This window comes from Glutamicibacter sp. BSL13 (assembly GCF_052928425.1).
This window is the reverse complement of sequence record NZ_JAVGCZ010000010.1, coordinates 25574-49224: the sequence shown is the minus strand read 5'-3', so window position 1 is coordinate 49224 and position 23651 is coordinate 25574. Positions and strand designations below refer to the sequence as shown.

The window sequence follows — 23651 nt, the reverse complement described above, 5'->3', positions numbered from 1 at the left end:
TACCCTAGCGGTCCAGGAACACGTCGTAGTACACCGGGGTGGAGACCGCGGTGGTCGCGCCCATGCCCTTGACGTCCTTGCCGTAGAGGAAGTGGTTCTGCTGGTCGTACAGCGGCAGCACGTAGTAGCCGCCCAGGATCAGCTCCTGGGCCTTGCGGTACTTCTCGGCGCGTGCGGCCTCATCCTCGGTCTGCTCCGCCTCGGTCAGCAGCTGGTCGATCTGCGGGTCCTTGAGCTGCGCGTTGTTCGCGAAGTAGCCCGAGGGGGCCGGCACGGTGGAGTCCGAATGGTAGAGGATGCGCAGCACGCTGGGCCCGACCTTCGTGTACGGCGCGGAGACCAGGTTGTACTCGTGCTTGGCCAGTGCCCCGTACCAGCTGGAGAGGTCCAGCAGGTTGATCCTCACTTCGATTCCGACCTTCTTCGCCGAGGCCTGGATCTGTTCGAACAGGGACTGTTCGGCCGGCACCGACTGGTTGGTGGACACCGGGAAGCTGACGCTCAGCCGTTTGCCGTCCTTCACCCGGTAGCCCTCGGCGTCACGTTGGTTCCAGCCGGCCTCGTCCAGCAGCTGCTCGGCCTTGGCCACGTCCGGGGCGAAGAGCGCCTCCTGGGAGATGCCCAGCGGCTCCACGGAGGAGAGCAGCGAGTAGCTGCGTGGGGCGGTGCCGAAGAACAGGGCGTCGATGCCCGCGTTCACATCCAGCGCGCGGATGAACGCCTCGCGCACCTTGATGTCGTCAAACGGGGCCTTGGCGCTGTTCAGCTCAATGCGGTTTGAGGCGCCCGGGCGCGGGGCGTCCAGGTGCCCCAGCCCGGCGCCCTCGGCCGAGGAGATGGTGTCCGGCTGGGCGTTGTCGATCACGTCGACCTCGCCGGAGGACAGGGCCGCGTAGCGGGTGGCGGCCTCCGGGATGAAGCGCCAGGTGATCCCGTCCAGGTAGGCGCCCTGCTGTTCGCGCCCCTGCTGGGGAGCCGGGGAGACATAGTCCTCGTTGCGCACCAGGTGCACCGCGTCCTGGCGGTCCCAGGAATCGACCTTGAACGGGCCGGTGCCCACCGGGGAGGCGCAGTTCGCGGACTGCTCGCGCTCCAGCGCCTTGGGGGACTGGATGGCGGTCCACGGCATGGACAGCGACTCCAGCAGCGCGTTGTCCGGGGTGGACAGGTGCAGTTCGGCGGTGCGCTCGTCCACCAGCTTGATCTGGTCGACCTTGCCCACCGCCAGGTACCCGGTGGAGGAGGCGGTGTCCGGGTCCTGCAGGTGCTCGATGTTGGCCTTGACCGCCTCGGCGCCCAGCTTCGTGCCGTCGTGGAAGGTGATGCCGTCACGCACGGTGATGGTGCGCACCAGCCCGTCCTCGGACACCTTCGTGGACTCGGCCAGCCACGGCACGATCTGGCCGTTCGCGTCCTTGGTGAACAGCGTCTCCAGGTACTGCGAGGCCACCAGCGCCTGCGGGTAGTTGCCGCCCACGTGCGGGTCCAGGCAGGTTGGTTCGGCGTCCCCGGAGGCGTAGATCAGTGTGCCGCCGGTGACCGGGTCCGCCGATTCGCCCTGCGGGGAGGGGCTGGTGGGGCTGGAACATCCGGCCAGCACGGCCAGGCTCAACGGGATGGACAGCGCGCCAAGGGCCAGGCGCCGGGAACGGGCGGTGCGTTGCTTCAAGGGGAAAATACCTCGTGGGGCGAAAAATGATGGATAGTCCTGGGTTCCACAATAGTCACCCGGGCCCGGGCCGGGCATGTCGGGTATTCCAGATCACACCCGGCATGCCCGCGCGCCTACTTCTGGCTGGCCACGGTCATCCGGCGGTTCTCATGGGCCGGGCTCTCCAACTCATCGAGGATCGCCACCGCGAAGTCCTGGGTGGAGACGAAGTCCCCGGCCGGGGAATCGGTGCCCAGGCTGTAGCTGCCGGTGCGGCGGCCGGAGGCGATTTCCGGGGCCGGGGCGGCCACCGTCCAGGTGATCCCGGAAACGGAGGTGAACATGTCATAGACCTGCGCGCTGGTCTCGGCCTCGGCCTTGTAGGCATCGGGGAAGTCCGGGGTCTGCAGCAGACGCACCCCGTCAACCTCGGTTGCCCCGGCGCCGCCGACCACCAGCAGGCGGGCCGGGACCAGGGTTTCGGTGATTTCCTCGAAGGCATCCAGGTACTCCTGGTGGTCCCCTCCGGTGCGTGATGGGGGCACCGCGATGACCACTGCGTCATGGCTCTTGCCCAGTTCGCGATAGGTTCCCGCATCGGAGAGCTCGGCACTCACCGCGGTGGCGCCCTGAACCGAGGTTCCCGAACGGGTTACCGCGGTGACCTCGTGTCCGCGGGAGAGGGCTTCGGCGACCACCTGGCTGCCCACGGCCCCGGTGGCTCCGTACACTGCAATCTTCATTCTCGGTCCTTTCGGATTGGCGCGGGCCGGCGGCCCATTCCAGATCAGATTATCCAGTGTGCCGCCAGGCGAACAACGTCCCGGTCATCAAAGGACACCGCGCTCCCAAGGGGTCAGCGCAGCAGCGGGCCGAGCAGCAGGACCAGGGCCGTGGCCCCCAACGCGAGGGTGGCCGCGGCGGTGGCGAACACGGCCACCGCGTCGGCCTGTACCCTTCCGGCCTCCAGCCCCTGGGCCATCCGCCGGTAGCGGCGGCGCTGGGAGAGGAAGATGCCGCCGGAGACCAGCGCGGCGATGCCCACCAGCACCAGCAGGGACTGCCCGTAATGCGGCAGCCAACGCAGGAACACGGCGCTGACGACCAGGAAGGAGATCAGGGTGCGGCCCCAGGCCAGCACGGTGCGTTCGGGCTGCAGCCCGGGATCCGAAATGCGCACATCCTTCACGAGTCCTGCCTCCCCGGTGGCCTAGAAGCCATTGGCCAGGATCATTGCCACGGCCGCCACCGCCGCGGCCACCGCCCCGAACCCCAGCAGCGGCACGATCGCCGGAACCGGCAGCGGGGAGTCCTCACGCATCCGGCGCTCGACCCGCAGCCAGCGGAAGGCCGCCCCGCCGGCGATCAGCATGCCGATGCCAATGACAATCAGCGCCAGCCAGGTGCGCAGCGGAGTGGAGAAGGACGCGGCGGTGAAGGCCTCCAGGGCGATGCCGCCAGCCAGGAAGGCCAGGGACGTGCGGATCCAGGCCAAAAACGTGCGCTCATTGGCCAGGGTGAAGCGCGGGTCAGGTTCCTTGCCGCTGGGCAGGAGCCACCGGGCCAGGCGGCTGCGTTCATGGGTGGACATGGTCCTCCTTGGAAGGGGTCGGAAGCGGGGTCGCCGGCACGCGGACTGCATCTAAGTTCATCATGTCCGGGGATGGCGGCACCTGAAAAGTGGTTGCAGACGGCAATTATGAACCGGTTATTCGGCCCGCATCCGGCAGGCCGCCAGCTGCAGCGGCTCCAGCACCCGCTGCAGGTAGCTCTCCCGGTCCTCCCGTGCGGTCGGGGTGGGCGCGCTCAGGGCGATGAGCGGCCCCTGGGGCAGCTGCAGGGGAACGGACAGTGTGCGGATGCCCAGGGTGTGTTCTTCTTCCACGAAGCAGTATCCGCGTTGCCGTGCCAGCTCGATCTGCTCCATGATCTGGGTGCTGTCGGTCAACGTGCGCGAGGTCAATTCGATGCGGGTCGAGGACTCAATGACCGCCCGGGCCTCCTCGGCGGGCAACAGGGAAAGCATGGCCCGCCCCATGGCGGTGCAGTAGGCGGGCAGGTGGCGTCCGGCATTGACCTGGATCGCCAGCTCCTGGGTGGTCTGGGTGGCCAGCACGTTAATGACCTCCCCGTTGGAATATTGGGTGAGGGTGGCGGTTTCGTTGACCGTGTCCGAGAGCTGACGCAGGATCGGTTCGGCCTTGCGGGCGGTTTCATTGGCCGTCAAGTAGGGCTGGGCCAGCTCCAGCAGCTTGGCCCGTGCGCTGAACAATGACCCGTGCTGCGCGAGGTAGCCAAGCTCGGTGAGGGTGGCCAGGTAGCGGCGCACCGCAGCCGGGGCCAGGCCGGTGCGTCCGGCGACTTCGCTCAGGGTGAGCGGAAAACCGGTGAATGCCTTGATCACGCTCAACCCGCGGGCGAAGGACTGTACTCCCGTGGGGGAGTCATGGGGCACGGGCATCGGAATCCTTCCGCAAAGAAACATCAACGCCGCCTCTTGACCTGAGACGACGGTCACAATCATACTTTACGCACACCGAAAAGTATTTTCGCTCTGCGAAGTCAGGGGTTTTCATGCTTCATCGAACATCACGCCTCGCTGCGGCCCTGGCCGGCGCGCTGGCCCTGACCCTGGGGCTCAGCGGCTGCGTCGTGCTGCGCGAGGGCGGGACCGAGCCGGCGCAGAGCGCCGGTGCCCAGCAGGCCTACACCGAGGTGGTGCCGCTGCCCGAAAGCGTCAAGGAGCGCGGCTACCTGGTCTTCGGCTCGCAACTGGCCTCACCGCCCATGAACTTCCCGGCGGACAAGGGCTACCAGGGAATCAACGTCGACGTGGTCGAAGAAATCGGCAGCCTGCTCGGGGTGGAGATCCGCTGGAAGCAGCTGCCGTTCGCCGGGTTGATCCCGGCAGTGAAATCCAAGCAGATCGACGCCGGCATTGACCTGATCGGCGACACCCAGGAGCGGGCCCAGGTCGTGGACTTCTCCAACTACATGAACCAGGCCACCTCCCCGCTGGTGCAGCGCGGCAACCCCCACGGCATCGAATCCGCCGCTGATTTGTGCGGGTTGCCGATCGCGATCGTCCGCGGCGGGGTTCAGCTGGAGCTGGCCGAGGACGAAAACGACAAGTGCCTGCAGGAGGGCAAGAAGCCGATCGAGATCAACCAGTTTTCCGCCCCGGGTGATGCACGGCTTTCCGTGCAGGCCGGACGCACCGCAGCGTTTTTGGGCAACACCCCGGTGATGCGGTACATCGCCGAAAACAAGGCGACCAGCAAGGTTTTCGAGATGGGCGGGGAAGCGACCTACCAGCGCCAGCCCATCGGCATCATCACCGCCAAGGACCGCCGCGATCTGAAGCAGTCCATCCAGTCCGCCCTGGACGTGATGCAGGCCGAGGGAACCGTGGACGAACTGCTGGCCAAATGGGAAATCCAGGACCTGGCGCTGGATGCGCCACAGGACGAGGCGAATGAGGAGACAGGGGCAGGCCAATGAGCACCGTTGAGATTTCACAGCTCAAGGACCCGGTGGCCCGCCAGCGCCACCCCTGGCGGCTGGTGTCCGGGCTGCTGGTGATTGCCCTGGTGATCATGGCCGCCCGCGGCCTGTGGGGCAACCGGGCACTGGATCACTCCACCATCGCCGAGTACCTGACCTACCCCAGCATCATGAGCGGACTGAAGAACACAATTGTGCTGGCGCTGATCTCCATGGTCATCGGGGTCGTGGCTGGGTTCATCGTGGCGCTGATGCGCCTGTCGCGGAACCCGGTGCTGCGGGCCATCGGCTTCGCGTACGTCGCCATCGTGCGCAGCATCCCATTGCTGCTGCTGATCCTGTTCGTCGGGAACATCTCCCTGTTCTGGTCGGGCATTGACGTGCTGAACCCCATCACCGGAGAGCTCTGGTACAGCTGGGACATGAATGACCTGATCACCCCGTTCGTTGCCTCGATCATCGCGCTGGCGCTGAACGAGGCGGCCTACATGGCCGAAATCATCCGCTCCGGGCTCTCCGCGGTGGACACCGGCCAACAGGAGGCGGCCAACGCCCTAGGGCTGGGGCCACTGCGCACCATGTTCCGGGTCATCCTGCCCCAGGCGCTGCGCATCATCATTCCCCCCACGGGCAGCCAGTTCATCACGATGATCAAGATGACCTCCCTGGTCTCGGTCATCGCCGGCGGCGACCTGCTGACCGAAGCCCAAAACATCGCCGCCACCAACCTGCGCACCCTGGAGCTGCTCGTGGTTGCCTTCCTCTGGTACCTGGTGGTCACCGGCATCGCGACCATTGGGCAAAGCTTCCTGGAACGACGTCTGGCCCGCGGCCAGCGGAAAGGCTCGGTGTAGTCATGGCCCATTCCACCCCCACCCCGTCAGCGACCAGCACGAGGCCGCTGCTCACGGTGCGCGGCCTGCACAAGTTCTTCGGCCCGTTGCATGTCCTCAAGGGCGTGGACCTGCAGGTCAATGAAGGCCAGGTCGCCTGCCTGCTCGGCCCCTCCGGGTCCGGCAAGTCCACGCTGCTGCGGTGCATCAACCACCTGGAGAGCGTGGATGCCGGAAGGATCACCATGGATGGGCAGACGCTGTCCTACTTTGAGCGCGGCGGGCAGATGCACCTGCGCCGCCGCCGGGAAATCGATCGGCAGCGCCAGGAGATCGGCATGGTCTTCCAGCACTTCAACCTGTTCCCGCACTACTCCGTGCTGCAGAACATCACCCTGGCTCCCACCCTGCTGGGCAAGTCCAACGCCACCCAAGCCAAGGCCACGGCCATGGAACTGCTCGAACGGGTCGGTCTGGCCAACAAGGCGAACGCCTACCCGGCGTCCCTATCCGGTGGGCAGAAGCAGCGGGTGGCCATCGCCCGGGCCCTGGCCATGAAGCCGCGGGTGATGCTCTTCGACGAGCCGACCAGCGCGCTGGACCCGGAGCTGGTCGGTGAGGTGCTCAAGGTGATGAAGGCGCTCGCCGACCAGGGCATGACGATGATCGTGGTCACCCACGAGATGGCGTTCGCCCGTGAGGTCGGGGACCAGGTGGTGGTCATGGACAACGGGGTGATCCTCGAATCCGGGCCGCCGGCCCAGGTCTTCGACGACCCGAGCCATGAACGCACCCGCGACTTCCTGCGCCATGTCCATTAGCGGCTCCTAGGCATTTGAGAACAACGAACAACCAAAGGCGGATCATGACCACCAAGAGCAAGCTGGTGCTGCTGGGCACCGGGGGCGGGCCCACCCCGAAGATCGAACGCAATGCCGCATGCAACGCGCTCGTCGTGGGCGATGCCACCTACATCATCGACGCGGGCAACGGGGTGGCCCGGCAACTGGCACGCGCCCGGCTGGCGTTCAACTCGCTGCGCGCCGTGGGGATCACCCACCACCACTCGGATCACAACGCGGACGTGGGCACGCTGCTGCACCTGGCCTGGTGCGCCAATCTGGACCGGCCGGTGCAGACCTTTGGCCCGGCCCCCTGGCAGAGCATGTGGGACTCCTTCCTGGACTACGCGCGCCGGGATGTGCAGATCCGCATCGTGGACGAGGGGCGGCCGGACTTCGCCTCGCTGGTCAGCGCCCGCAACGTCACCGAGCCCGGCCTGGTGTTCGAAGACGAGCGGGTGCGGATCACCGCGGCGTGGGTTAACCACCCGCCCATCGAGGCGCTGGCCTACCGGATCGACACCGAGGACCGCAGCTACGTCATTTCCGGAGACACCACGCCGTGCGACTCCCTGGTGGAGCTGGCCCGCGGTGCCGACGTGTTGGTGCACGAGGTGATGCACATCCCCAGCATTGATCCCCTGCTGCAACGCTCCAACGGGCAGCGGCTGCGCGAACACCTGATCGACTCCCACACCGCCTCCACGGATGTGGGCGCGGTGGCGGCCCGCGCCGAGGTCGGGCACCTGGTGCTCTCACATTTCGTGCCCAGTGCCCCGCAGGTTCCCGACCAGGTTTGGCTGCAAGACGCGCAGCAGGACTTCGGCGGGCCGATCACCGTGGGTGCGGACCTGATGGAAATCTAGGTGCCCCGACCGCGTCCCGGGATTCAGCCCCACCCGCAGCACACGGACAGGATGTAGTCTGGGTCACAAGTAGCCGTTGGTGGTCAGGGAGGGGTTCGGCAATGTTTGAACTGAATGAGGACCAGCAGGCGCTGGTGGAGATGGTTCGGGACTTCGCGGCGGACAAGCTGGCCCCGCACGCCCTGGAATGGGACGCAACTTCCCATTTTCCCACCCATGTGCTGGCCGAGGCCGGGGAGCTGGGGATGGGCGGCATCTACGTCAGTGAGGAACACGGCGGCTCCGGGTTGACCCGCAGCGACGCGGTGCTGATCTTTGAGGAGCTGGCCAAGGCCGATCCAAGCATTGCAGCCTACATTTCCATCCACAACATGGTGGTATGGATGATCGACGCATTCGGCACCGAGCAGCAGCGTTCGCGCTGGCTGCCGGGGATGCTGCAGATGCAGCAGCTGGGCGCGTACTGCCTGACCGAGCCCGGGATCGGTTCCGACGCGGCGGCGTTGAGCACCCGGGCCCGGCGCGAGGGCGATGACTACGTGCTCAACGGCGTCAAGCAGTTCATTTCGGGGGCCGGATCAGCGGCGCTGTACATCGTCATGGCCCGCACCTCCCAGGACGGGGCCGCGGGGATCAGCGCCTTCCTGGTGCCCGCGGACGCGCCGGGCCTGTCCTTCGGCGCCAACGAGAAGAAAATGGGGTGGAAGGCCCAGCCCACCCGCCAGGTGATCATGGATGACGTGCGGGTCGCGGCGGACCAGATGCTCGGCGCCGAGGGGCAGGGATTCTCCATTGCCATGCGCGGGCTGAATGGCGGACGACTGAACATCGGGGCATGCTCACTGGGCGGTGGTCAGCACGCGCTGGAAAAGAGCGTGGCCTATCTGAAGGAACGCCAGGCCTTCGGCGGACCGCTGACCCGGCAGGAGGCGCTGGTCTTCGAACTGGCCGACATGGAGATGCGCCTTGAGGCGGCGCGCACCCTGCTGCGCCGCGCCGCCGCCGCGTTGGACGCCAAGGCTCCGGATGCTGTCCGATTGTGTGCCATGGCCAAACGAATGGCCACAGATGCGGGTTTCAACGCCGCGAACAGCGCCATCCAGCTGCATGGCGGCTACGGCTACCTCAGCGAGTATGGCCTGGAGAAGATTGCCCGCGACTTGCGGGTGCACCAGATCCTGGAGGGCACCAACGAAATCATGCAGTTGATCGTGGGGCGTTCGCTGATCGAGTCCTAGACCGCACGTGGGCTGCAGCGGGGCGGGCCCCGCCTCGCGGAGGCCGTTCGATGAGTTCCCCTGTGCCAGCATGCGGGCGTGCCGGAACTTCGTTGCCTGCAGGATTCTTGGTGCTGCCACACCCGGTTCTATAGCCAGAAGCTTGGCGACTGGAGGATGCGCTCAAGCAGTTCCTGAACTTCCTGCGCCCGATCTTCCCAATATGCGGAGCCGAGTAGTAGGTCAAACTCCGATTCTCCGGCACGTTGGGCGAACTGGTCGCGGTAATCTTCCAGTGCATTGGACAGGTCGTCGAATTGATCTTTGGTCAGGGTGAGCTGGAGGGTGGTTTTTGGCATCCGCTGATGCTCCTTTCGTCCACTTCCGCGTTCTCTGGGTTGTTCCTTCGCGTCTGGTGTTGTTGGAAACTTGAAATGCCCCGCAAAGAAGGGCTGATCCGCTCAGAAGCCATCCGCTCATCGGTACCTCCGGCATGCGCGGGCGGGCGCTTTGGCAAAGAACCGCTTCGCGCGGTTGCCGGAGGTTGGAATGACGCTCTAGCGAACCTCGGCTCAAGAAGCGGTATGAGCCGTGGCCGCACCCTTGGTGCCCGAGGAAGATGGTGCTTTCGGCGTGGTCGGCGTGGTCGGTGTCGACGTGTCGACTTTCTCTACGCTTCGAATCATTCCATGGAGAAATTTGGCCGCTGCGGTGCGTTCATCCGCGGTAAGGCTTTCCACCGCTTCGAGCATTCGCTGATGCATGGGACCAAGAGTTTCACGCACCTCCTGATCCGTGTGCTTGGTGGGCATGATCGCCACCGACCTGCGGTCCTCGGGGTGCACCACACGCTGTGCATAGCCGTCGCGGCACAAGCGGTCAATCAGTGCCGATACCGAGGCGTTGGAGATCTCCAGTTCGCTGGCAAAGTCCTTTTGGCGCAGTATCCGCCCGGATTGATGGGCCTTGAGCAGGAAGCGCAGAGCGAGAAGATCCGTTTCGCCCATTCCCATGGAGTCCCTGGTTGCCGCCCGCATTTTGCGTTCCGCACTTCGATAGCGGCGCAGCAGGTTGAGCAGATCGATCGGCGTGGTTTCCTCGGACCCTTGCGGGTACCAGTAACCGCTGCTTTGAAGTGCGCTCATCGGGGCCTTTCTACTGGAGAGCCGTGTTCTTTAGACCTTGGGAACCACGGTCCAGTCCGTTTTTTCAATCTCCAGCTTGATACATCACAATCTTACATATAGCCTTTCTAACAGTTAGCCAGGCTAAGTGTTATTTTACTATGGAACATCCCGATACACGAGGAGTGAGACATGACAACTAATCATCTTGAGCACCTGGATCACCCTCCGGCCGGGAAGGCCTGGTCACGCAAGTTGTCCGAAGTGGCCCGCTATGCCCGCTACCAGTGTGGGGGACGGGCAGACGTACATTCCTGCCAGTGCTCAATCACCGGTGACCCGGATCAATTGGTCATCAATTTTGCGTGCACCGCGACGCACGAGCGATACGTTGCGGATTTGATGCAGTTCGTCAATGACGAACTTCTGCCGCAGCTGGAACAAGTCATCGGCATTCAATTTGAGGTGCGGAACCTGCAATTCGCCGTTCAGGGTCAGCATCCCGCCCCCGCCGTGGTGGCAGGGCAGGCGGCCCAGGTGGGCACTGCCGAAGCGGGCTGGCTAATTGATCCCTTCTCGACCGGAGAACAGCCAATTATTGCCTCCCCGACCCTGCGCAGTGAAGCAACGCAGGCACAGAAGAAGATCCTCAGCTAAGCGCACTGCTTCAAACGGTGATTTGCCCGGCGGACGCGAGTCAAAAAGTGACCACAGGCGCTCCGCAACGCTGCCGTCCAGACCGCAGTGCAGTGTTTGTTGATTTCTGAAATTAGTCGTTCTTAGAGATAGGGAACCAAGACATGCCTGGTCGTATCATCAGGACACAGACTGCGCAGCGGGTAGCGCAGGTATTGGCAACAAACAAGGGCAAAGAGTATTTGGGGCTCTTCGGGTGGAAGCCCGGAGTTCCCATTGTGATGACTCAGGCCTCAGAATCATTGGCTGATGCCATGGGCCTGGCCTCCATCCATGGCCGGGCAGTGTTTATTGCCATGATTGATCGGCACACGGATGAACTGATGATGCTGCACCTGAGCACTCAGCAGCCGGATCTTCGGACCGTTGGTGCGATGCCCCAGGAGATGGGGATGGGTGAATTTTTCGGGAGGCTTACCCAGGCTGATGGCGTCATGACCTTCCGGGTGCCGCAGTGGAAGTACTCGGTCGTGGCGCACAAGATACCTTCCCACGAAGTCTTTCGCGAGGTCGTGTCCCAGCGGGGGTACCGCTTTGCCACGATGCGCTAGCAGGACCGGCTCAAGCCTTGATGCTGGCCCGCGCCCGCCCGGTCATCGCCCGCGGCCCTGGTCTGCTGCGTTGAGCGCCGCACCTTCCGTGGGCAGGTGCGCAGGCGGCACGGGGCTGACCGGTTCGCGCCGGTCAAGCACCTCGGGCAGGGTACCGCCATTCATGACCGCCAGCAGGGTGGCCCGCGTGGGAGCCATTAGCCGCAACCTGCCGGAGTCGGTGTCCTTCAGCAGCTGGCGAGGCGTGATCCAATGCGAATCCAGGGCTTCGGTGGTCTGGTGCCGCGGCTGCTGGCCAGCGTCGAGTCCGGCCACATAGAAGAAGGTGTCAAAACGCTTTGGGTGGCCGAGCGGGGTAATCCAGTTCGCCCACGGCACCAGCTGGCGGGGCTGCAGGCGGGCGCCGGTTTCCTCCCAGACCTCCCTGATGGCCGCGGCCGCCACTACGGCGGAGGCGAAGTGCGATTGCTGTTCGCCCAAGGCCCACAGCGAGGTGTTCCGCCACAGCTGGGCGTGTCCGGCTGCCACCGGTTCGGGAATCGTGTCTACCGCCGCCGCGTCTTGCTCGTCGACACGCCCGCCGGGGTACACGACCACCCCGGGGGCAAAATCCATGGTCCGGGTCCGGTGCTGGATAAAGACCTCCAGCCCGTGGACCGATTCCCGCAGCAGCAGCACGCTGGCGGCCCGTTGCACCGTTGCCGTCTCGTGCGCCGCCCGCTGTGCCGCGGTGCGCTGCGGTTCTGGCCAGTTCTGCTCCATGGCTCCCAGTATGGCCGATCTGGACGGTGAGTGCCGCCTTGGCGTGGGGCACCGGGAGAAGCCGCGCACCGCGGCTTTGCAAAAATACACGGCGCCGGGGTGTTGTTCCCGCCGCGAGGCTTGGCACGATGGGAATCAAGAGGACGCCGTACCCCGGAAGGAAAATGCCATGACAACCAATGAAACCGCCCGTGGGCAGGTACCGGGCAATGAAGGGCTCGCCGGGCGTCGGGCCATTGTCACCGGTGGGGGCGGCGGCATCGGCCTGGCCTGCGTGCGGGCCCTGGCCCGGCGCGGAGCGCAGGTGATCGTGGCCGACCGGGACGAGGCCGCGGCCAGCGCGGCCGCGGCCGAGGTGGGCGGGGAATCATGGGTGGTGGATCTGTCCGACACCCGGGCGCTGGAGACCCTGGAGTTATCGGCGGACATCCTGGTCAACAATGCCGGGGTGCAGCGGGTCGCGCCGATCCATGAATTCGATCCGCAGGACTGGCGGCTGATCCACCGGTTGATGCTCGAGGCCCCGTTCCTGCTGATCCGAGCGGTGCTGCCGGGCATGTATGAGCGAGGTTTCGGGCGCATCATCAACATTTCCTCGGCCCACGGGCTGATTGGCAGCGCCTACAAGTCCGCCTACGTGGCCGCCAAGCACGGGCTGGAGGGGCTATCGAAGGTCACCGCCCTGGAAGGTGCGCAGCACGGGGTCACCAGCAACTGCATCAACCCCGGCTATGTGCGCACCGCCCTGGTGGAGCGCCAGGTCGCCGACCAGGCCGCGGCGCACTCCATCCCCGAATCCGAAGTCGTCGCCAAGGTGATGCTCACCGAAAGTCCGATCAAGCGCCTGGTGGAGCCCGAGGAGGTGGCCGAGCTGGCCGCATGGCTGGCCGCCGGGCCGGCGGCCATGGTCACCGGGGCCAGCTACACCATGGACGGGGGCTGGACCGCGCACTAGCGCCGCGGCCCAACCACCCTAGCCGGCGACCTTCTGCACCCGGTGTCCCAGCTGGTGGGTGGGCACCCGGAAGGTTTCCCGGGCGGTCAGCGCCGAGATGCTGGCCACCAGGGCGACCGCGGCGGTGAACAGGCTGATCTGCACCCAGCCCCCGGGCTCCAGTCCACCCATCGCCGCAACGATCGAGGGGGCGAAGCCGGCCATCAGGAATCCGAGCTGGGTGCCGATCGCCAGGCCGGAGAAGCGCACCTGGGAGGAGAACATCTCCGCATAGAAGCTGGGCCATACCGCATTGGCGGCCGCGTAGGCGCAGGAGAAGACCAGCAGGGACAACGCGAACTGCAGCAGCGTGTTGCCGCTTTCCATGGAACGGATGTAGAAGGGCATGAAGGCGGCCGAACCCAGCGCGCCGTAGATGTACACCGGCTTGCGTCCGATCTTGTCGGCCAGCATGCCAAAGAGCGGCTGGGTGAACAGCGCACCGATGTTGCCCACGACCACCAGCCACAGGGTGATCGACTCATCCAGGTGGCCGATGGTCTTGCCGTAGGAGATCGCCAGGGTGCCGTAGACGGTGGAGACGGCGGCGATGAACGCGCACAGGATCACCCGCAGCACGTCCCGCCAGTGGAAGCGCAGCAGTACGCCCAGCGGCAGCTTGGCGATTTCATTGTTCTTCTTCGCAGCCTCGAACTCCGGGGTCTCGTGCAGGGAGCGGCGGATGAAGTAGGTCACGATGACCACCACGGCCGAAAGCCAGAACGGGATGCGCCAGCCGATGCCGAACTTGATCTCATCGGGCAGGGCCACCACGGGAATGAACACCAGGGCAGCCAGGATCTGCCCGCCCTGGGTGCCGGTCAGCGTCCAGGAGGTAAAGAAGCTGCGGCGGTGATCCGGGGCGTGTTCCAGGCTCAGTGAGGAGGCCCCGGCCTGCTCGCCCGCGGCGGAAAGCCCCTGCAGCAGCCGGGCCAGCACCAGCAGGATCGGCGCCAGCCAACCCACCTGGTCGAAGGTCGGCAGGCAGCCGATGGCGAAGGTGGCCGCGCCCATCATCACCAGGGTGAACATCAAGACCTTTTGCCGGCCAATCCGGTCCCCGAAGTGTCCGAGGATCACCGCACCAATGGGTCGGGCGATGTAGGCGAAGCCGAAGGTCGCCAGGGACATCACCGCGGCATTGGTGTCCGCGTCGGGGAAGAAGATGTGCGGGAAGATTAGGGCCGCGGCGGATCCGAAGATGAAGAAGTCATAGTATTCGACGGCGCTTCCCATGAAGCTGGCCAATGCCGCCTTGACCGGCGTGCGCTGGGGGACCGGCGGATTGCTGGCGTCCGCCCCCTGGTGGATGTGTGACATCAAGATCTCCTCGAATCAGGTCCTGGTCCTACTGAAATTCTACGCTTGTGCGCTATGCGTACACTTGTGCGTAAAACGTACATGGATATAGAGTAGAGCTAAATCACAATCGAGACAATCCCCTTCGCCGCAACGTCCGCATCGCGGTCCGGCGCCAGCGATTGCCACGCCATCGGACGCTGTCTGAAGATGGAGGCAGGGCCAGCAGCAACTGACCCGCCCCATCCGGCGGGTCGGGTGAAGGGTTGAAGAACGAGAATGGGGAGCACCCGGTGAGCACCACAGCACAGTCCTATCTGGTCGGTCTGATCGGCGACGGCGTCATGCCCTCGCTGACCCCGCCGCTGCATGAACGCGAAGCCGATCAGCACCGGCTGCGCTATCTTTACCGGCCCATTGACCTGACCGAAATCCATCGCCCCGCCCAGGACGTGGGGCAGCTGCTGCGCGCCGCCGCGGAGCTGGGCTACAACGCCTTCAACATCACCCACCCCTGCAAGCAGCTGGTGATGGAACACCTGGATGAGATCAGCCCGAACGCCGCCAGCATCGGGGCCGTGAACACCGTGGTGATCCGGGACGGGAAGTTCCACGGGCACAACACCGACGCCTCCGGGTTCGGCTGGGCACTGGCCACCGGGCTGCCGCAGGTGCCGCTGGAGACCGTGCTGCAGCTGGGGGCCGGTGGCGCCGGGGCGGCCGTTGCCTACGCTCTGCTGGATTCCGGGGTGCGCCACCTGATCCTCGTTGACCCGGATGAGCAACGCGCCGGGCAACGTGCGGCCGCGTTGAGCCAGAATTTCCCTAACCGGCAGATCAGCACCGCCACGCCCCAGCAGGCTCCGCAGCTGCTGGCGCAGGTGGACGGGCTGCTGAACGCCAGCCCGATTGGCATGCACCATCATCCGGGCCTGCCGCTGGAACTGACAAACCTCGAACCCCGCCACTGGGTGGCGGACTGCGTCTACCGTCCGGTGGACACCGAACTGATCACCACCGCGCGGGACCGCGGCTGCCGGGTGCTCGATGGCGGCAACATGGCGGTGGGTCAGGCCGTGGACGCGTTCGAGATCATCACCGGAATCCGCCCCGATGCCGTCCGGATGCGTGAACACCTGCTGCAGATGCTGGAGGCCGGACTCTGATGCGCACCTCCATCGCCACCGTCTGCCTCTCCGGCACCCTGGAGGAAAAGATGCTCGCCTGCGCCAAGGCCGGTTTCGACGGCATCGAGATCTTTGAACAGGACCTGACCGTCAGCCCCAAGTCCCCGGAGGAGGTCCGCGCCCTGGCCCAGCGCCTGGGACTGAGCCTGGACTTGTTCCAGCCGTTCCGCGACTTTGAAGGGGTGGACCCGGCCACGCTGGCGGCCAACCTGCGCCGGGCCGAGGAAAAGTTCAAGCTGATGCAGCGCCTGGGCATGGATCTGATCCTGCTGTGCTCCAATGTCGCCACCGCCACCATCAACGATGACGAATTGTTTGCCGACCAGATCCGCCAGTTGGCCGACCTGGCAGAGCGCTACCAGGTGCGCATTGCCTACGAGGCGCTGGCCTGGGGCAAGTACGTGAACACCTACCAGCACTCCTGGCGCATCGCCCAGCTGGTGGACCGGCCAAACGTGGGGATCTGCCTGGACTCCTTCCACATCCTCTCCCGCGGGGATGACCCGGCGGACATTGCCCGGATCCCGGGGGAGAAGATCTTCTTTGTCCAGCTGGCCGATGCCCCGGCCATGAAACTGGATGTGCTCTCCTGGTCCCGCCACTACCGGGTGTTCCCGGGCGAAGGCGGCTTCCAGCTGGATCAGTTCATGGCCCAGCTGGTGCGCTCGGGCTATGACGGGATCGTGTCGTTGGAAATCTTCAATGACGTCTTCCGCCAATCCAATGTCGTGCGCACCGCCGTGGACGGGCTGCGCTCACTGATCTGGCTGCAGGACCGCACCATGGAACTGATGGGCAGCGAAGCCAACGGCTATCCGTTGCAGCTGCGCGCCCTGCCCGAGGCGCAGGCGCCGGAAGGGTTCGACTACGCCGAGATCCGCACCGAGGACCCCGAACTGGTCGCCGGGATGCTGGCCCAACTGGGCTTCAGCTTCCACGGCCAGCACCGGCGCAAGCCGGTCCAGCTGTGGAAGGCCGGCAACGCTCGCATCATCATCAACACCCAGCGCAGCCGCGGGGTCACCGCCCAGGTCTCGGGCTTCGGGATCCAGGTGCCCGACGCACGACCGAGCACCGAGCGCGCCCGAGCACTGCTGGCCCCGGTGGTCCCGCGGCACCACACCAGTGACGAACAGGAGCTGACCGGGTTCCTCGCCCCGGATGACACCGAGGTCTTCTTCTCCAGCCCCCAGGCCACCGCCGCCTGGGAGGCGGAATTCGGGGTTGGCACCCCGGCCACCCCGGCCGGGCCGATCACCGGAATTGACCACGTGAACCTCGCCCAGCCCTGGCAGGCATTCGATGAATCCGTGCTGTTCTACACCAGCACGTTGAACCTGCAGGCCATCGCCGGAACCGAGGTCCCCAGCCCCATGGGGCTGGTGCGTTCCCAGGTGCTGCGCACCCCCGACGCCGAGGTGCGCCTGGCCCTGAACATCGTGCCCCAGGGCCTGGAGGCGACCATCGAGCGCAACCACGAATACCCGGAGCACATCGCGGTGGCCACCACCGACATCATCGCGCTGGCGCGCCGGGCGGTGCAGGCCGGCATGGAGTTCCTGCCCGTGCCGGAAAACTACTATGAGGACCTGGCTTCCCGCTTCGAGCTGTCCGAAGAGCAGCTGCAGACGCTGCGCGAACTGAATCTGCTCTTCGACCGGGACGAGCACGGCGTGTTCCTGCACTTCTACACCGCCACCGTGGGAAATCTGTTCTTCGAAGTCGTGGAACGCCGTGACGGCTACGATGGGTACGGGGCGCCGAACGCCCCGATACGGCTGGCGGCGCAGTTCGAAAGGAACCGCCTCACCGGTCGATAACCAACGACAAAGTGGAAGCGGGGATGCTGCGCGTGGCCGAACAACCGGACTACTACGTGAAGTCGGCCGAGAAGACCCTGGCGGTGCTGCTGGCCTTCTCCGCGCAAAGCGACCCCCTGACGGTGTCCCAGGTGGCCGCGGCCACCGACGTCACCCGGGCCACCGCCCGGCGTTTCCTGCTGACCCTTGTGGATTTGGGCTACCTGGAAAGCGTGGGCAACGCGTTCCGCCAAACCCCCAGGGTGCTGGACATCGGGGCCTCCTATCTCTCCGGGCTGACGCTGCCGCAGGTCGCGGCCCCGCACCTGCAGCGCCTGGCCCGCGAGCTGGAGGAAACCACCTCGCTGTGCGTGCTGGACGGGCAGGACATCCTGTACGTCGAGCGGGTGCTTTCCCCGCGCCTGCACTCGCTGAACACCGCCATCGGCAACCGGATGCCCGCCTGGGTCACCTCCATGGGCCGGGTACTGATGGCGGGGCTGCCGCACGATGAGCGGGAACGGTTCCTGTCGCGGATCGAGCTGACCCATTACACCTCCAAAACCGTGGCGAGCATCGATGAGCTGCGCGAGGAGCTGGAACTGGTGGCGGACCAGGGGTGGTCGATGGTCGCCCAGGAGCTGGACGAGGGGTTGCGCGGCCTGGCGGTTCCGGTGTATCGCGGCCAGCAGCTGCTCGGGGCCCTGAACGTATCCGTGCAGCCCGGGCGGGTTGGCTCGGATTCCATTACCGAGCAGATGATTCCCCTGATGCTGCAGACCGCCCGGGACATTGCTGATGACTTCGGCGGGCGGATCGCCGCGAACTAGCTGCGCCAACCCTCCTTGGCCAGGAGGCGCGCAGACCGCAGAGCGGCGGCCGGGCCGGACAGCGGGCCGTGGACGAGCGGTGCAACGGCAATGCGCCCTGCTCGTCCACGGCTGGGCGGCTAGGCGGAAAGCGCCGCAATCTCCTGTTCAAGCAGGGCCGAAAGGCGCTTCACGCCCTCGGTGATGGTCGGCTCGTCCACCGCGCAAAATGCCAGGCGCAGTTTGTTGCTGGACTCCTCTCCCGGGCTGAAGGCGGCGCCGGGGATGAAGATAACCCCGGACTTCACGCCCTCCTGCAGCAGTTCATAGGTGTCGATGCCCTGCGGCAGGGTCAGCCAGATGAAGAACCCGCCTTCCGGGCGGGTGTAGCTGATACCCTCGGGCAGGTACTGCTCCAGTGCGCTGAGCATGGCATCACGGCGTGCCGCATACAGCTGGCGGTAGTCATCGATCTGGCCCCGCCAGTCGTGTTCCTTCAGGTAGTCGCTGATGATCATCTGATTCAGCGTTGGTGGGCACAGCGCCACCGCCTCCCCGGCCAGGTAGAAGCGCCGGAACAGGTGCGTGGGAACCGCGGCCCAGCCAATGCGCAGGCCGGGGGAGAGGATCTTGGAAAACGAGCCCATGTAGATGACGTTCTGCGGATCCAGGCTGCGCAGCGTGGGGGCGGGCTCGCCCTCGTAACGCAGCATGCCGTACGGGTTGTCCTCCAGCACCAGCACTCCGGCGGCGCGGCAGATGTCAACGACGCGTTGGCGCCGTTCGGCGGCCAGGGTGATCCCCGAGGGATTGTTGAAGTTCGGGATGGTGTACAGGAACTTCACCCGTTCCCCGGCAGCGCGTAGTTCCTCGATGCGACGTTCCAGGGCTTCGGGGACAATTCCGTCCTCGTCGGTCAGCACCGGGGCTGCCTTGACCTGGTAGGCCTCAAAGGTGTTCAGGGCCCCGACATAGGTCGGGTCCTCGCAAAGCACGGTGTCGCCGGGATCGCAGAAGACCTTGCAGGCCATGTCCTGGGCCGACTGGGAACCGTTGGTCACCACCACGTCATCGAAGTCGACGTTGTGGATGCCTTCGGCCGCCATGACCTCCAAAATCTGGCCGCGTAGCTCCTCGGTGCCCAGGCCCGAACCGTATTGCAGGGCCACCGGCCCCTGCTCAACGATGATGCGCCGGGCGATCTCGCCCAGCTTCGCCAGGGGTAGGGACTGCAGGTAGGGGTTGCCTCCGGCAAGGGAAACGAGTGAGGGGTCCAATGACAGCTCGAAAACGTCGCGGACGGCCGACTGTTTGATGCCGGCGGCGCGTTCGGAGAACAGGGTTTCGTGCTGGGCGATGATGGACTCGTTGGCGGGTGAGACCGACATGGTGCTCCTCAACTAGCGTGGCGTGTCGGCGGTGGCGTCCGGGAAGCCCGCGCGAGGAACCCGGTGGGCGGCGACACTGCCGAAGTTTTCCGATGAACTACTTAAGTATTCTGACAGGAAAACGCACGCTTGGCACTAGTTGGCGTCAATTCTGGCTTTTGTCATCCTGCTGACCGGTCGGGGGTTGTTCGCGGCTGGCCAGCCAGGCCTCAATGCTGGCCGGGCGGATCCGGCGGTGCGTCCCCCGATACTCAACGGGAATGATGCCCGAATCGGTCAGCTTGCGAAGATAGCTGTTGGAGATGCCGGCCATCTGCGCGGCCTGCGAGGTATTGAGCAGCAGCTCGGGGGTACCGATGCTGACCGCTTCTCCTTCCGAAAGCCGGCGCAGCGCCTCCAATAGGACCTGTTGTGCGGCGGCTGGCAGCTGCAGGGCCGTTCCGTTGACGAAGACCGTCGTGTCTTGTGCCTCAGCCAGGGCGCGGGCCAGCTTCTTGGCCTGTTTATCTTCTAGCGCGTCGAAGGTGCGTACCTTACTTAATGCAGCGGTGGGGGAAGCCATACTTCCATCTTGCCCCAGTTGCCGGTGGGCCGCATTGCTTCACTTGTTGACGGTACGAAAACCGGTATTGCTGCTGGCAGAGTCGGGCGAATTATGACTGCGCGCCGACACGCGGTAGCGGTTGCAGTAGGAATCGTGGCAGAGGTGGGAGCCGCCGCGAAGAACCCTCCCATCTCCAATCGTGGGGCCGGTCGGATCCTTGAGCGGGCTATTGCGATAGTACTTGGGGAGGAACCAATCGCTACACCATTCCCATGCGTTCCCGGCAACGTCGAAGAGTCCTACGGGGTTGGGCGGATAGCTTTTGACTGGAGAAGTGCCTGTGTAGCCGTCCTCGGCGGAATTGTGCTGGGGGAAGTTCCCCTGCCAGATGTTGCATTGATGCTGACCTCCCGGCATCAATTCGTTGCCCCACGCGTAGCGCTGTCCCTCGACCAACCCACGCGCGGCGTATTCCCACTGGGCCTCGGTGGGCAGCGCCCGTCCAGCCCAGCGGCAGTAGGCCATCGCGTCATTCCATGAAACCTGGACGACCGGATGATCCGCGAGGTCCTGCCAGGAAGAGCCGCGGCCGGTGGGATGGCGCCAGTTCGCTCCGCGAACCCCTAGCCACCACGATGTCCCAGTTGCGGATCCGATGACATCGGAGCTCGGTGCGCTGAGATATCCGCGAAAGACTGCTGAGTATCCGAGCCGCTCAGATTCCGTTAGGTAACCGGTGGCTTCAGTAAAACAAGCAAATTGCTCGTTGGTGACCAGGGTGGCGTCCATGGAAAATCCAGAAACCTGAACCCGGTGTAGTGGCAACTCACCGTCAGCTGGATAACCTTCAGCAAAATGGTCGCCCATCTCGAAGCTGCCGGAGGGCAGATGAACCTGAGCTAGCGCATGCAGTCCAGGTGATCGACCGTTTACGAGCACCGAACCGGACGATGAGCCAACGGCTGTGGGTCCTGACGGTGACCCAGTTGCTCTGGGACTCGGGTGACAACAGCTCATGATCGTGGGGCGGGCTCGGTACGCGGGGTGTCGATTTGCTGGTGCAGCAAATGCTTGACTGAATCGCAGAGCGCGTCGATGAGCCGATCGGTGCGTTCCTCATCCGGGTCCGAAAGATGCTGCAGACTGATGCCGTCGATCCCTGCGATCACCATCCGCGAGACGGTATCAAAATCGATATGGGCAGCTTCGCCCATTGCTTCAGCGGCACTGCGGAAGATCGCGCTGGTGGAGGCGATCCATGCGCCATACATGGAACGATTGATCGTCCTTGCCGCGGAAATTTCCTGTTCATCCACGAGTCGGGTTGAACGCAGGAGCAGTTCAAAGGTCGTGACCTGCTCATGCGGGGCGGATAGCATGCGCCGCCAGATACGCCGGATGTGTCGTTCAACCGCGTCATCCAGACTCGTGGGACCGGGCATCGGGTCAAGCTCGCGCGCGTAGTCCCGGCTTAGATAGTTGTAGACCTCGTTGAGTAGTTCATCCTTGTTCCGGAAACAGTAATGCAGGGCAGCGAGCGGGGCGCCTGCTTCAGCGGCTATTCGACGGGTCGTTGCCGCTGCCATTCCCTCAGCTGCGATGACGCGGGCAGCAGCTTCGATGAACTGACGGCTACGCTCTTCGACCGAAACTCGCGCCATACTTCATTCCTTTCATTGCCCGGCCAGGAAAAATCCACGCCTGATATGACCCTAACCCAAGCACTGTTTCTCGCTGTTCATCAGCCGATGAAGCACTGATTTTTAACATTTTCCAACAAAAGCCGGTCAAGTGACTAAGTCGTTTGACATACTACTGGGTGTTGTAAGGCGGATCACATTCCGTTGGCGAGGATGACGAGGGAGGCGACGGCATGGCGGCACAGTTGATCGTGCACGGAGGAGTTGTACCTGAGGTCGGTCTTGACTCTGGGGTAAACGCTACGGAGGTGGCCGGAAGGCCGAGCGCGGTTGCGATGAGCGATGGCCGAATCACCGCCATCGGTGGTGACGAATTGCTGCAGCTGGCCGATGGATCGACGAGGATCATCGATGCACAGGGTGGGGCAATCTTGCCCGGCATCAATGACGGTCACCTGCATTTTGCCGCCAGTGCGATGACCCGATACGCGCACCTTCAGCTCAAGGATGCGCAGTCCTGGCAAGAAGTCGTTGACCGCATTGAGGCAGCTTCCCCCGACCCCGGCGGCTGGGTACGCGCTGCCGGATGGGATGAAGCGGTGCTGGGAACCGATGGCAGCGAGAACCTGGCCACGGCTCGGCCTGATACACCGGTAGTTGCCTTCGATGCCTCCGGCCACCAGGTGATGGTGAACGGTGAAGCGCTCCGTCGCCTGGAGCTGGGAGAAAAAGTTCCGGACGTGCCTGGGGGAGTAGTGGGTCGAAACCACGACGGCAGCGTCAATGGCCGATTCGCAGACGCGGCCATGCGCCTGGTCAACGATTCCCTGCCGCCGTTTGCCGAAGACCAACTGCGCCAAGCGTTCCTGCGGTTCCAAGACGAACTGCATATGCTGGGCGTCACTTCACTGACGGATCCCGGACTGGGACCCGGAGGTCGAACTCTCATGGCTGCCAGCTGTGACACGCCATCGTTGCAGATCCTGACGGAGCTCGCACGGGATGGCCTGCTGAGCTTGCGGGTGAATTGCCTGCTGCTCTTTGCTGGCACCGGCGGTGAGTCGGCGCAGTCGGTGCGCGAGGGGCTTGAGAGCGCTCTACCCGCCCTGGCCGAAGATGTTGACCCCTTGCGCCTCCGTATCGCAGGGGTCAAGGTTTTCGCTGACGGCATCCCACGCTCAGGCACGGCTTGGTTCCATGACGAGTATCAGCTCCCCTGCGGCCACGGGCACGGCGCATTAGTGCTTGAGGGAACGAGCGACGAAGATCGCGTCGACCAGTTTCGTGCGATTCTTGCACAAATCGACGCCGCAGGTTTGCAGGCCGGTGTCCATGCCACCGGAGACGCGGCCACCGAGGCGTTTATCGAGGCCGTCGAGTCACTACCGGATCCGCGCGGGGCCAAAAACAATCGGCACTACGTCATACATGGAGCATTCGCTGACAACTCCGTTCTGCGACGCATGGCCCGAGCCGGTATCGGTTACAGCACCAATCCCTCGATCCGCTCGGAAGCTGGAGCGCTGATGCAAAGGCTCCTCGGACAGCAACGCTTCGAAGCGCAGCAGCCCCTGGCCACAGCGGCAGAACGGGGAGTCGGTGTTTCATTGGCTTCCGACTCACCGGTGACCAGCCCCGACTGGCGCCAGAGCGTTATTGCCGCAGTTACCCGCAACACCAGCGCGGGACCGGGAGACGGGGAGCCGGAACGGCTCACCCAGGCCCAAGCCTTGGCGATGATGACCCAAACTCCAGCCTGGCAAGACCACGCTGAGCAGGACAAGGGCTGGATCCGTGAGGGATATCTAGCCGACCTGTGCATTTTGCGCGACCCGCTCAGTGCCCGGGTGGAAGAGCTGCTGAATAACCCCACCAGCTACACCATCGTGGGCGGGAACGTCGTCTACGAACGGGGCTGAAGGCCGGGAACCCCGGTCATATCAGG

The 23651-nt window shown here is 64.8% G+C and carries 25 protein-coding genes; 12 read left to right on the top strand and 13 right to left on the bottom strand.

Annotated elements, in window-relative coordinates; genetic code table 11:
• Positions 1 to 4: 4 nt before the first annotated feature.
• The 5 genes from RCJ92_RS03280 to RCJ92_RS03260 all read right to left on the bottom strand — a co-directional run bounded on the left by RCJ92_RS03280 (position 5) and on the right by RCJ92_RS03260 (position 4106).
• Complete coding sequence (locus RCJ92_RS03280) at positions 5 to 1669, bottom strand: ABC transporter substrate-binding protein (RefSeq protein WP_446753764.1); 1665 nt, start codon at positions 1667 to 1669, stop codon at positions 5 to 7.
• 116 nt (positions 1670 to 1785) lie between these two features.
• Complete coding sequence (locus tag RCJ92_RS03275; RefSeq protein WP_360027066.1) at positions 1786 to 2394, bottom strand: NAD(P)-dependent oxidoreductase; 609 nt, start codon at positions 2392 to 2394, stop codon at positions 1786 to 1788.
• Between the two features lie 113 nt (positions 2395 to 2507).
• A complete protein-coding gene (locus RCJ92_RS03270; protein ID WP_343832400.1) occupies positions 2508 to 2840 on the bottom strand; it encodes a DUF202 domain-containing protein in 333 nt (110 codons plus the stop codon).
• A 21-nt stretch (positions 2841 to 2861) separates the two neighbouring features.
• Entirely contained in the window at positions 2862 to 3242 is a 381-nt protein-coding gene (locus RCJ92_RS03265) for a YidH family protein (protein WP_054821840.1), read from the bottom strand.
• Between the two features lie 117 nt (positions 3243 to 3359).
• Positions 3360 to 4106, bottom strand: a complete 747-nt coding sequence (locus RCJ92_RS03260; RefSeq protein ID WP_446753763.1) for an IclR family transcriptional regulator domain-containing protein — start codon at positions 4104 to 4106, stop codon at positions 3360 to 3362.
• A gap of 119 nt (positions 4107 to 4225) precedes the next feature.
• Here RCJ92_RS03260 and RCJ92_RS03255 point away from each other — a divergent pair, with 119 nt between their 5' ends.
• The 5 genes from RCJ92_RS03255 (at position 4226) to RCJ92_RS03235 (ending at position 8934) form a co-directional block, all read left to right on the top strand.
• Positions 4226 to 5152, top strand: a complete 927-nt coding sequence (locus tag RCJ92_RS03255; RefSeq protein WP_421014255.1) for an ABC transporter substrate-binding protein — start codon at positions 4226 to 4228, stop codon at positions 5150 to 5152.
• Positions 5149 to 6009: an amino acid ABC transporter permease gene (locus RCJ92_RS03250; RefSeq protein ID WP_138175755.1), complete on the top strand. Its 861-nt coding sequence runs from the start codon at positions 5149 to 5151 to the stop codon at positions 6007 to 6009. The genes RCJ92_RS03255 and RCJ92_RS03250 overlap by 4 nt, the downstream gene beginning before the upstream one ends.
• 2 nt (positions 6010 to 6011) lie before the next feature.
• Positions 6012 to 6809, top strand: a complete 798-nt coding sequence (locus RCJ92_RS03245) for an amino acid ABC transporter ATP-binding protein (RefSeq protein ID WP_446753762.1) — start codon at positions 6012 to 6014, stop codon at positions 6807 to 6809.
• 44 nt (positions 6810 to 6853) lie between these two features.
• Positions 6854 to 7696, top strand: coding sequence for an MBL fold metallo-hydrolase (locus RCJ92_RS03240; protein WP_446753761.1), 843 nt, complete (start codon positions 6854 to 6856; stop codon positions 7694 to 7696).
• Between the two features lie 101 nt (positions 7697 to 7797).
• Positions 7798 to 8934 (top strand): acyl-CoA dehydrogenase family protein, encoded by a 1137-nt coding sequence (locus RCJ92_RS03235; RefSeq protein ID WP_446753760.1) that lies wholly within the window; start codon positions 7798 to 7800, stop codon positions 8932 to 8934.
• A 128-nt stretch (positions 8935 to 9062) separates the two neighbouring features.
• On the opposite strand, the gene RCJ92_RS03230 is transcribed toward RCJ92_RS03235, so the two are convergent.
• Positions 9063 to 9272: a hypothetical protein gene (locus tag RCJ92_RS03230; RefSeq protein ID WP_396277335.1), complete on the bottom strand. Its 210-nt coding sequence runs from the start codon at positions 9270 to 9272 to the stop codon at positions 9063 to 9065.
• 213 nt (positions 9273 to 9485) lie between these two features.
• Positions 9486 to 10058, bottom strand: a complete 573-nt coding sequence (locus RCJ92_RS03225; protein WP_446753759.1) for a MarR family winged helix-turn-helix transcriptional regulator — start codon at positions 10056 to 10058, stop codon at positions 9486 to 9488.
• A 171-nt stretch (positions 10059 to 10229) separates the two neighbouring features.
• Here RCJ92_RS03225 and RCJ92_RS03220 point away from each other — a divergent pair, with 171 nt between their 5' ends.
• Together RCJ92_RS03220 and RCJ92_RS03215 are read left to right on the top strand one after the other, a co-directional pair.
• Positions 10230 to 10694, top strand: coding sequence for a hypothetical protein (locus RCJ92_RS03220; RefSeq protein WP_446753758.1), 465 nt, complete (start codon positions 10230 to 10232; stop codon positions 10692 to 10694).
• Between the two features lie 143 nt (positions 10695 to 10837).
• Positions 10838 to 11284 (top strand): hypothetical protein, encoded by a 447-nt coding sequence (locus RCJ92_RS03215; RefSeq protein ID WP_446753757.1) that lies wholly within the window; start codon positions 10838 to 10840, stop codon positions 11282 to 11284.
• Positions 11285 to 11326: 42 nt separating this feature from the next.
• Here the strand turns inward: RCJ92_RS03215 and RCJ92_RS03210 are convergent, their stop codons facing one another.
• Complete coding sequence (locus RCJ92_RS03210) at positions 11327 to 12046, bottom strand: NUDIX hydrolase (protein ID WP_346921606.1); 720 nt, start codon at positions 12044 to 12046, stop codon at positions 11327 to 11329.
• Between the two features lie 169 nt (positions 12047 to 12215).
• Between RCJ92_RS03210 and RCJ92_RS03205 the strand changes: the two genes are divergently transcribed.
• Positions 12216 to 13001: a 3-hydroxybutyrate dehydrogenase gene (locus RCJ92_RS03205; protein WP_446753756.1), complete on the top strand. Its 786-nt coding sequence runs from the start codon at positions 12216 to 12218 to the stop codon at positions 12999 to 13001.
• Between the two features lie 18 nt (positions 13002 to 13019).
• Here the strand turns inward: RCJ92_RS03205 and RCJ92_RS03200 are convergent, their stop codons facing one another.
• Positions 13020 to 14360, bottom strand: coding sequence for an MFS transporter (locus RCJ92_RS03200; protein WP_446753755.1), 1341 nt, complete (start codon positions 14358 to 14360; stop codon positions 13020 to 13022).
• A 272-nt stretch (positions 14361 to 14632) separates the two neighbouring features.
• On the opposite strand from RCJ92_RS03200, the gene RCJ92_RS03195 reads away from it, so the two are divergent.
• Genes RCJ92_RS03195 through RCJ92_RS03185 form a run of 3 tightly spaced genes read left to right on the top strand, consistent with a single transcriptional unit; the run spans position 14633 to position 18155 of the window.
• Positions 14633 to 15505 carry a shikimate dehydrogenase gene (locus tag RCJ92_RS03195; protein ID WP_346921603.1) on the top strand — a complete coding sequence of 291 codons (873 nt, stop codon included), beginning with the start codon at positions 14633 to 14635 and terminating at the stop codon, positions 15503 to 15505.
• Positions 15505 to 17346, top strand: a complete 1842-nt coding sequence (locus RCJ92_RS03190) for a bifunctional sugar phosphate isomerase/epimerase/4-hydroxyphenylpyruvate dioxygenase family protein (RefSeq protein ID WP_446753754.1) — start codon at positions 15505 to 15507, stop codon at positions 17344 to 17346. Before RCJ92_RS03195 ends, RCJ92_RS03190 begins: the two co-directional genes overlap by 1 nt.
• Before the next feature lie 23 nt (positions 17347 to 17369).
• Complete coding sequence (locus RCJ92_RS03185) at positions 17370 to 18155, top strand: IclR family transcriptional regulator domain-containing protein (protein WP_342773560.1); 786 nt, start codon at positions 17370 to 17372, stop codon at positions 18153 to 18155.
• Between the two features lie 119 nt (positions 18156 to 18274).
• Here the strand turns inward: RCJ92_RS03185 and RCJ92_RS03180 are convergent, their stop codons facing one another.
• The 4 genes from RCJ92_RS03180 to RCJ92_RS03165 all read right to left on the bottom strand — a co-directional run bounded on the left by RCJ92_RS03180 (position 18275) and on the right by RCJ92_RS03165 (position 21727).
• Complete coding sequence (locus tag RCJ92_RS03180; protein ID WP_446753753.1) at positions 18275 to 19522, bottom strand: aminotransferase-like domain-containing protein; 1248 nt, start codon at positions 19520 to 19522, stop codon at positions 18275 to 18277.
• Positions 19523 to 19667: 145 nt separating this feature from the next.
• Complete coding sequence (locus RCJ92_RS03175) at positions 19668 to 20084, bottom strand: helix-turn-helix domain-containing protein (RefSeq protein ID WP_138175785.1); 417 nt, start codon at positions 20082 to 20084, stop codon at positions 19668 to 19670.
• 39 nt (positions 20085 to 20123) lie between these two features.
• The gene (locus tag RCJ92_RS03170) at positions 20124 to 21083 is read right to left on the bottom strand and encodes a formylglycine-generating enzyme family protein (RefSeq protein ID WP_446753752.1); all 960 of its coding nucleotides are present in this window, start codon (positions 21081 to 21083) and stop codon (positions 20124 to 20126) included.
• Positions 21080 to 21727, bottom strand: coding sequence for a TetR/AcrR family transcriptional regulator (locus tag RCJ92_RS03165; protein WP_446753751.1), 648 nt, complete (start codon positions 21725 to 21727; stop codon positions 21080 to 21082). Before RCJ92_RS03165 ends, RCJ92_RS03170 begins: the two co-directional genes overlap by 4 nt.
• A gap of 212 nt (positions 21728 to 21939) precedes the next feature.
• Here RCJ92_RS03165 and RCJ92_RS03160 point away from each other — a divergent pair, with 212 nt between their 5' ends.
• Entirely contained in the window at positions 21940 to 23625 is a 1686-nt protein-coding gene (locus tag RCJ92_RS03160; protein ID WP_446753750.1) for an amidohydrolase, read from the top strand.
• Positions 23626 to 23651: the final 26 nt, after the last annotated feature.

Bases quoted from the DNA above. Each gene is read 5' to 3' on its own strand.
- RCJ92_RS03275 (WP_360027066.1), bottom strand. From the start codon at position 2,394: ATGAAGATTGCAGTGTACGGAGCCACCGGGGCCGTGGGCAGCCAGGTG.
- RCJ92_RS03265 (WP_054821840.1), bottom strand. From the start codon at position 3,242: ATGTCCACCCATGAACGCAGCCGCCTGGCCCGGTGGCTCCTGCCCAGC.
- RCJ92_RS03255 (WP_421014255.1), top strand. From the start codon at position 4,226: ATGCTTCATCGAACATCACGCCTCGCTGCGGCCCTGGCCGGCGCGCTG.
- RCJ92_RS03250 (WP_138175755.1), top strand. From the start codon at position 5,149: ATGAGCACCGTTGAGATTTCACAGCTCAAGGACCCGGTGGCCCGCCAG.
- RCJ92_RS03245 (WP_446753762.1), top strand. From the start codon at position 6,012: ATGGCCCATTCCACCCCCACCCCGTCAGCGACCAGCACGAGGCCGCTG.
- RCJ92_RS03240 (WP_446753761.1), top strand. From the start codon at position 6,854: ATGACCACCAAGAGCAAGCTGGTGCTGCTGGGCACCGGGGGCGGGCCC.
- RCJ92_RS03235 (WP_446753760.1), top strand. From the start codon at position 7,798: ATGTTTGAACTGAATGAGGACCAGCAGGCGCTGGTGGAGATGGTTCGG.
- RCJ92_RS03230 (WP_396277335.1), bottom strand. From the start codon at position 9,272: ATGCCAAAAACCACCCTCCAGCTCACCCTGACCAAAGATCAATTCGAC.
- RCJ92_RS03225 (WP_446753759.1), bottom strand. From the start codon at position 10,058: ATGAGCGCACTTCAAAGCAGCGGTTACTGGTACCCGCAAGGGTCCGAG.
- RCJ92_RS03220 (WP_446753758.1), top strand. From the start codon at position 10,230: ATGACAACTAATCATCTTGAGCACCTGGATCACCCTCCGGCCGGGAAG.
- RCJ92_RS03215 (WP_446753757.1), top strand. From the start codon at position 10,838: ATGCCTGGTCGTATCATCAGGACACAGACTGCGCAGCGGGTAGCGCAG.
- RCJ92_RS03210 (WP_346921606.1), bottom strand. From the start codon at position 12,046: ATGGAGCAGAACTGGCCAGAACCGCAGCGCACCGCGGCACAGCGGGCG.
- RCJ92_RS03205 (WP_446753756.1), top strand. From the start codon at position 12,216: ATGACAACCAATGAAACCGCCCGTGGGCAGGTACCGGGCAATGAAGGG.
- RCJ92_RS03200 (WP_446753755.1), bottom strand. From the start codon at position 14,360: ATGTCACACATCCACCAGGGGGCGGACGCCAGCAATCCGCCGGTCCCC.
- RCJ92_RS03190 (WP_446753754.1), top strand. From the start codon at position 15,505: ATGCGCACCTCCATCGCCACCGTCTGCCTCTCCGGCACCCTGGAGGAA.
- RCJ92_RS03185 (WP_342773560.1), top strand. From the start codon at position 17,370: ATGCTGCGCGTGGCCGAACAACCGGACTACTACGTGAAGTCGGCCGAG.
- RCJ92_RS03180 (WP_446753753.1), bottom strand. From the start codon at position 19,522: ATGTCGGTCTCACCCGCCAACGAGTCCATCATCGCCCAGCACGAAACC.
- RCJ92_RS03175 (WP_138175785.1), bottom strand. From the start codon at position 20,084: ATGGCTTCCCCCACCGCTGCATTAAGTAAGGTACGCACCTTCGACGCG.
- RCJ92_RS03170 (WP_446753752.1), bottom strand. From the start codon at position 21,083: ATGAGCTGTTGTCACCCGAGTCCCAGAGCAACTGGGTCACCGTCAGGA.
- RCJ92_RS03165 (WP_446753751.1), bottom strand. From the start codon at position 21,727: ATGGCGCGAGTTTCGGTCGAAGAGCGTAGCCGTCAGTTCATCGAAGCT.
- RCJ92_RS03160 (WP_446753750.1), top strand. From the start codon at position 21,940: ATGGCGGCACAGTTGATCGTGCACGGAGGAGTTGTACCTGAGGTCGGT.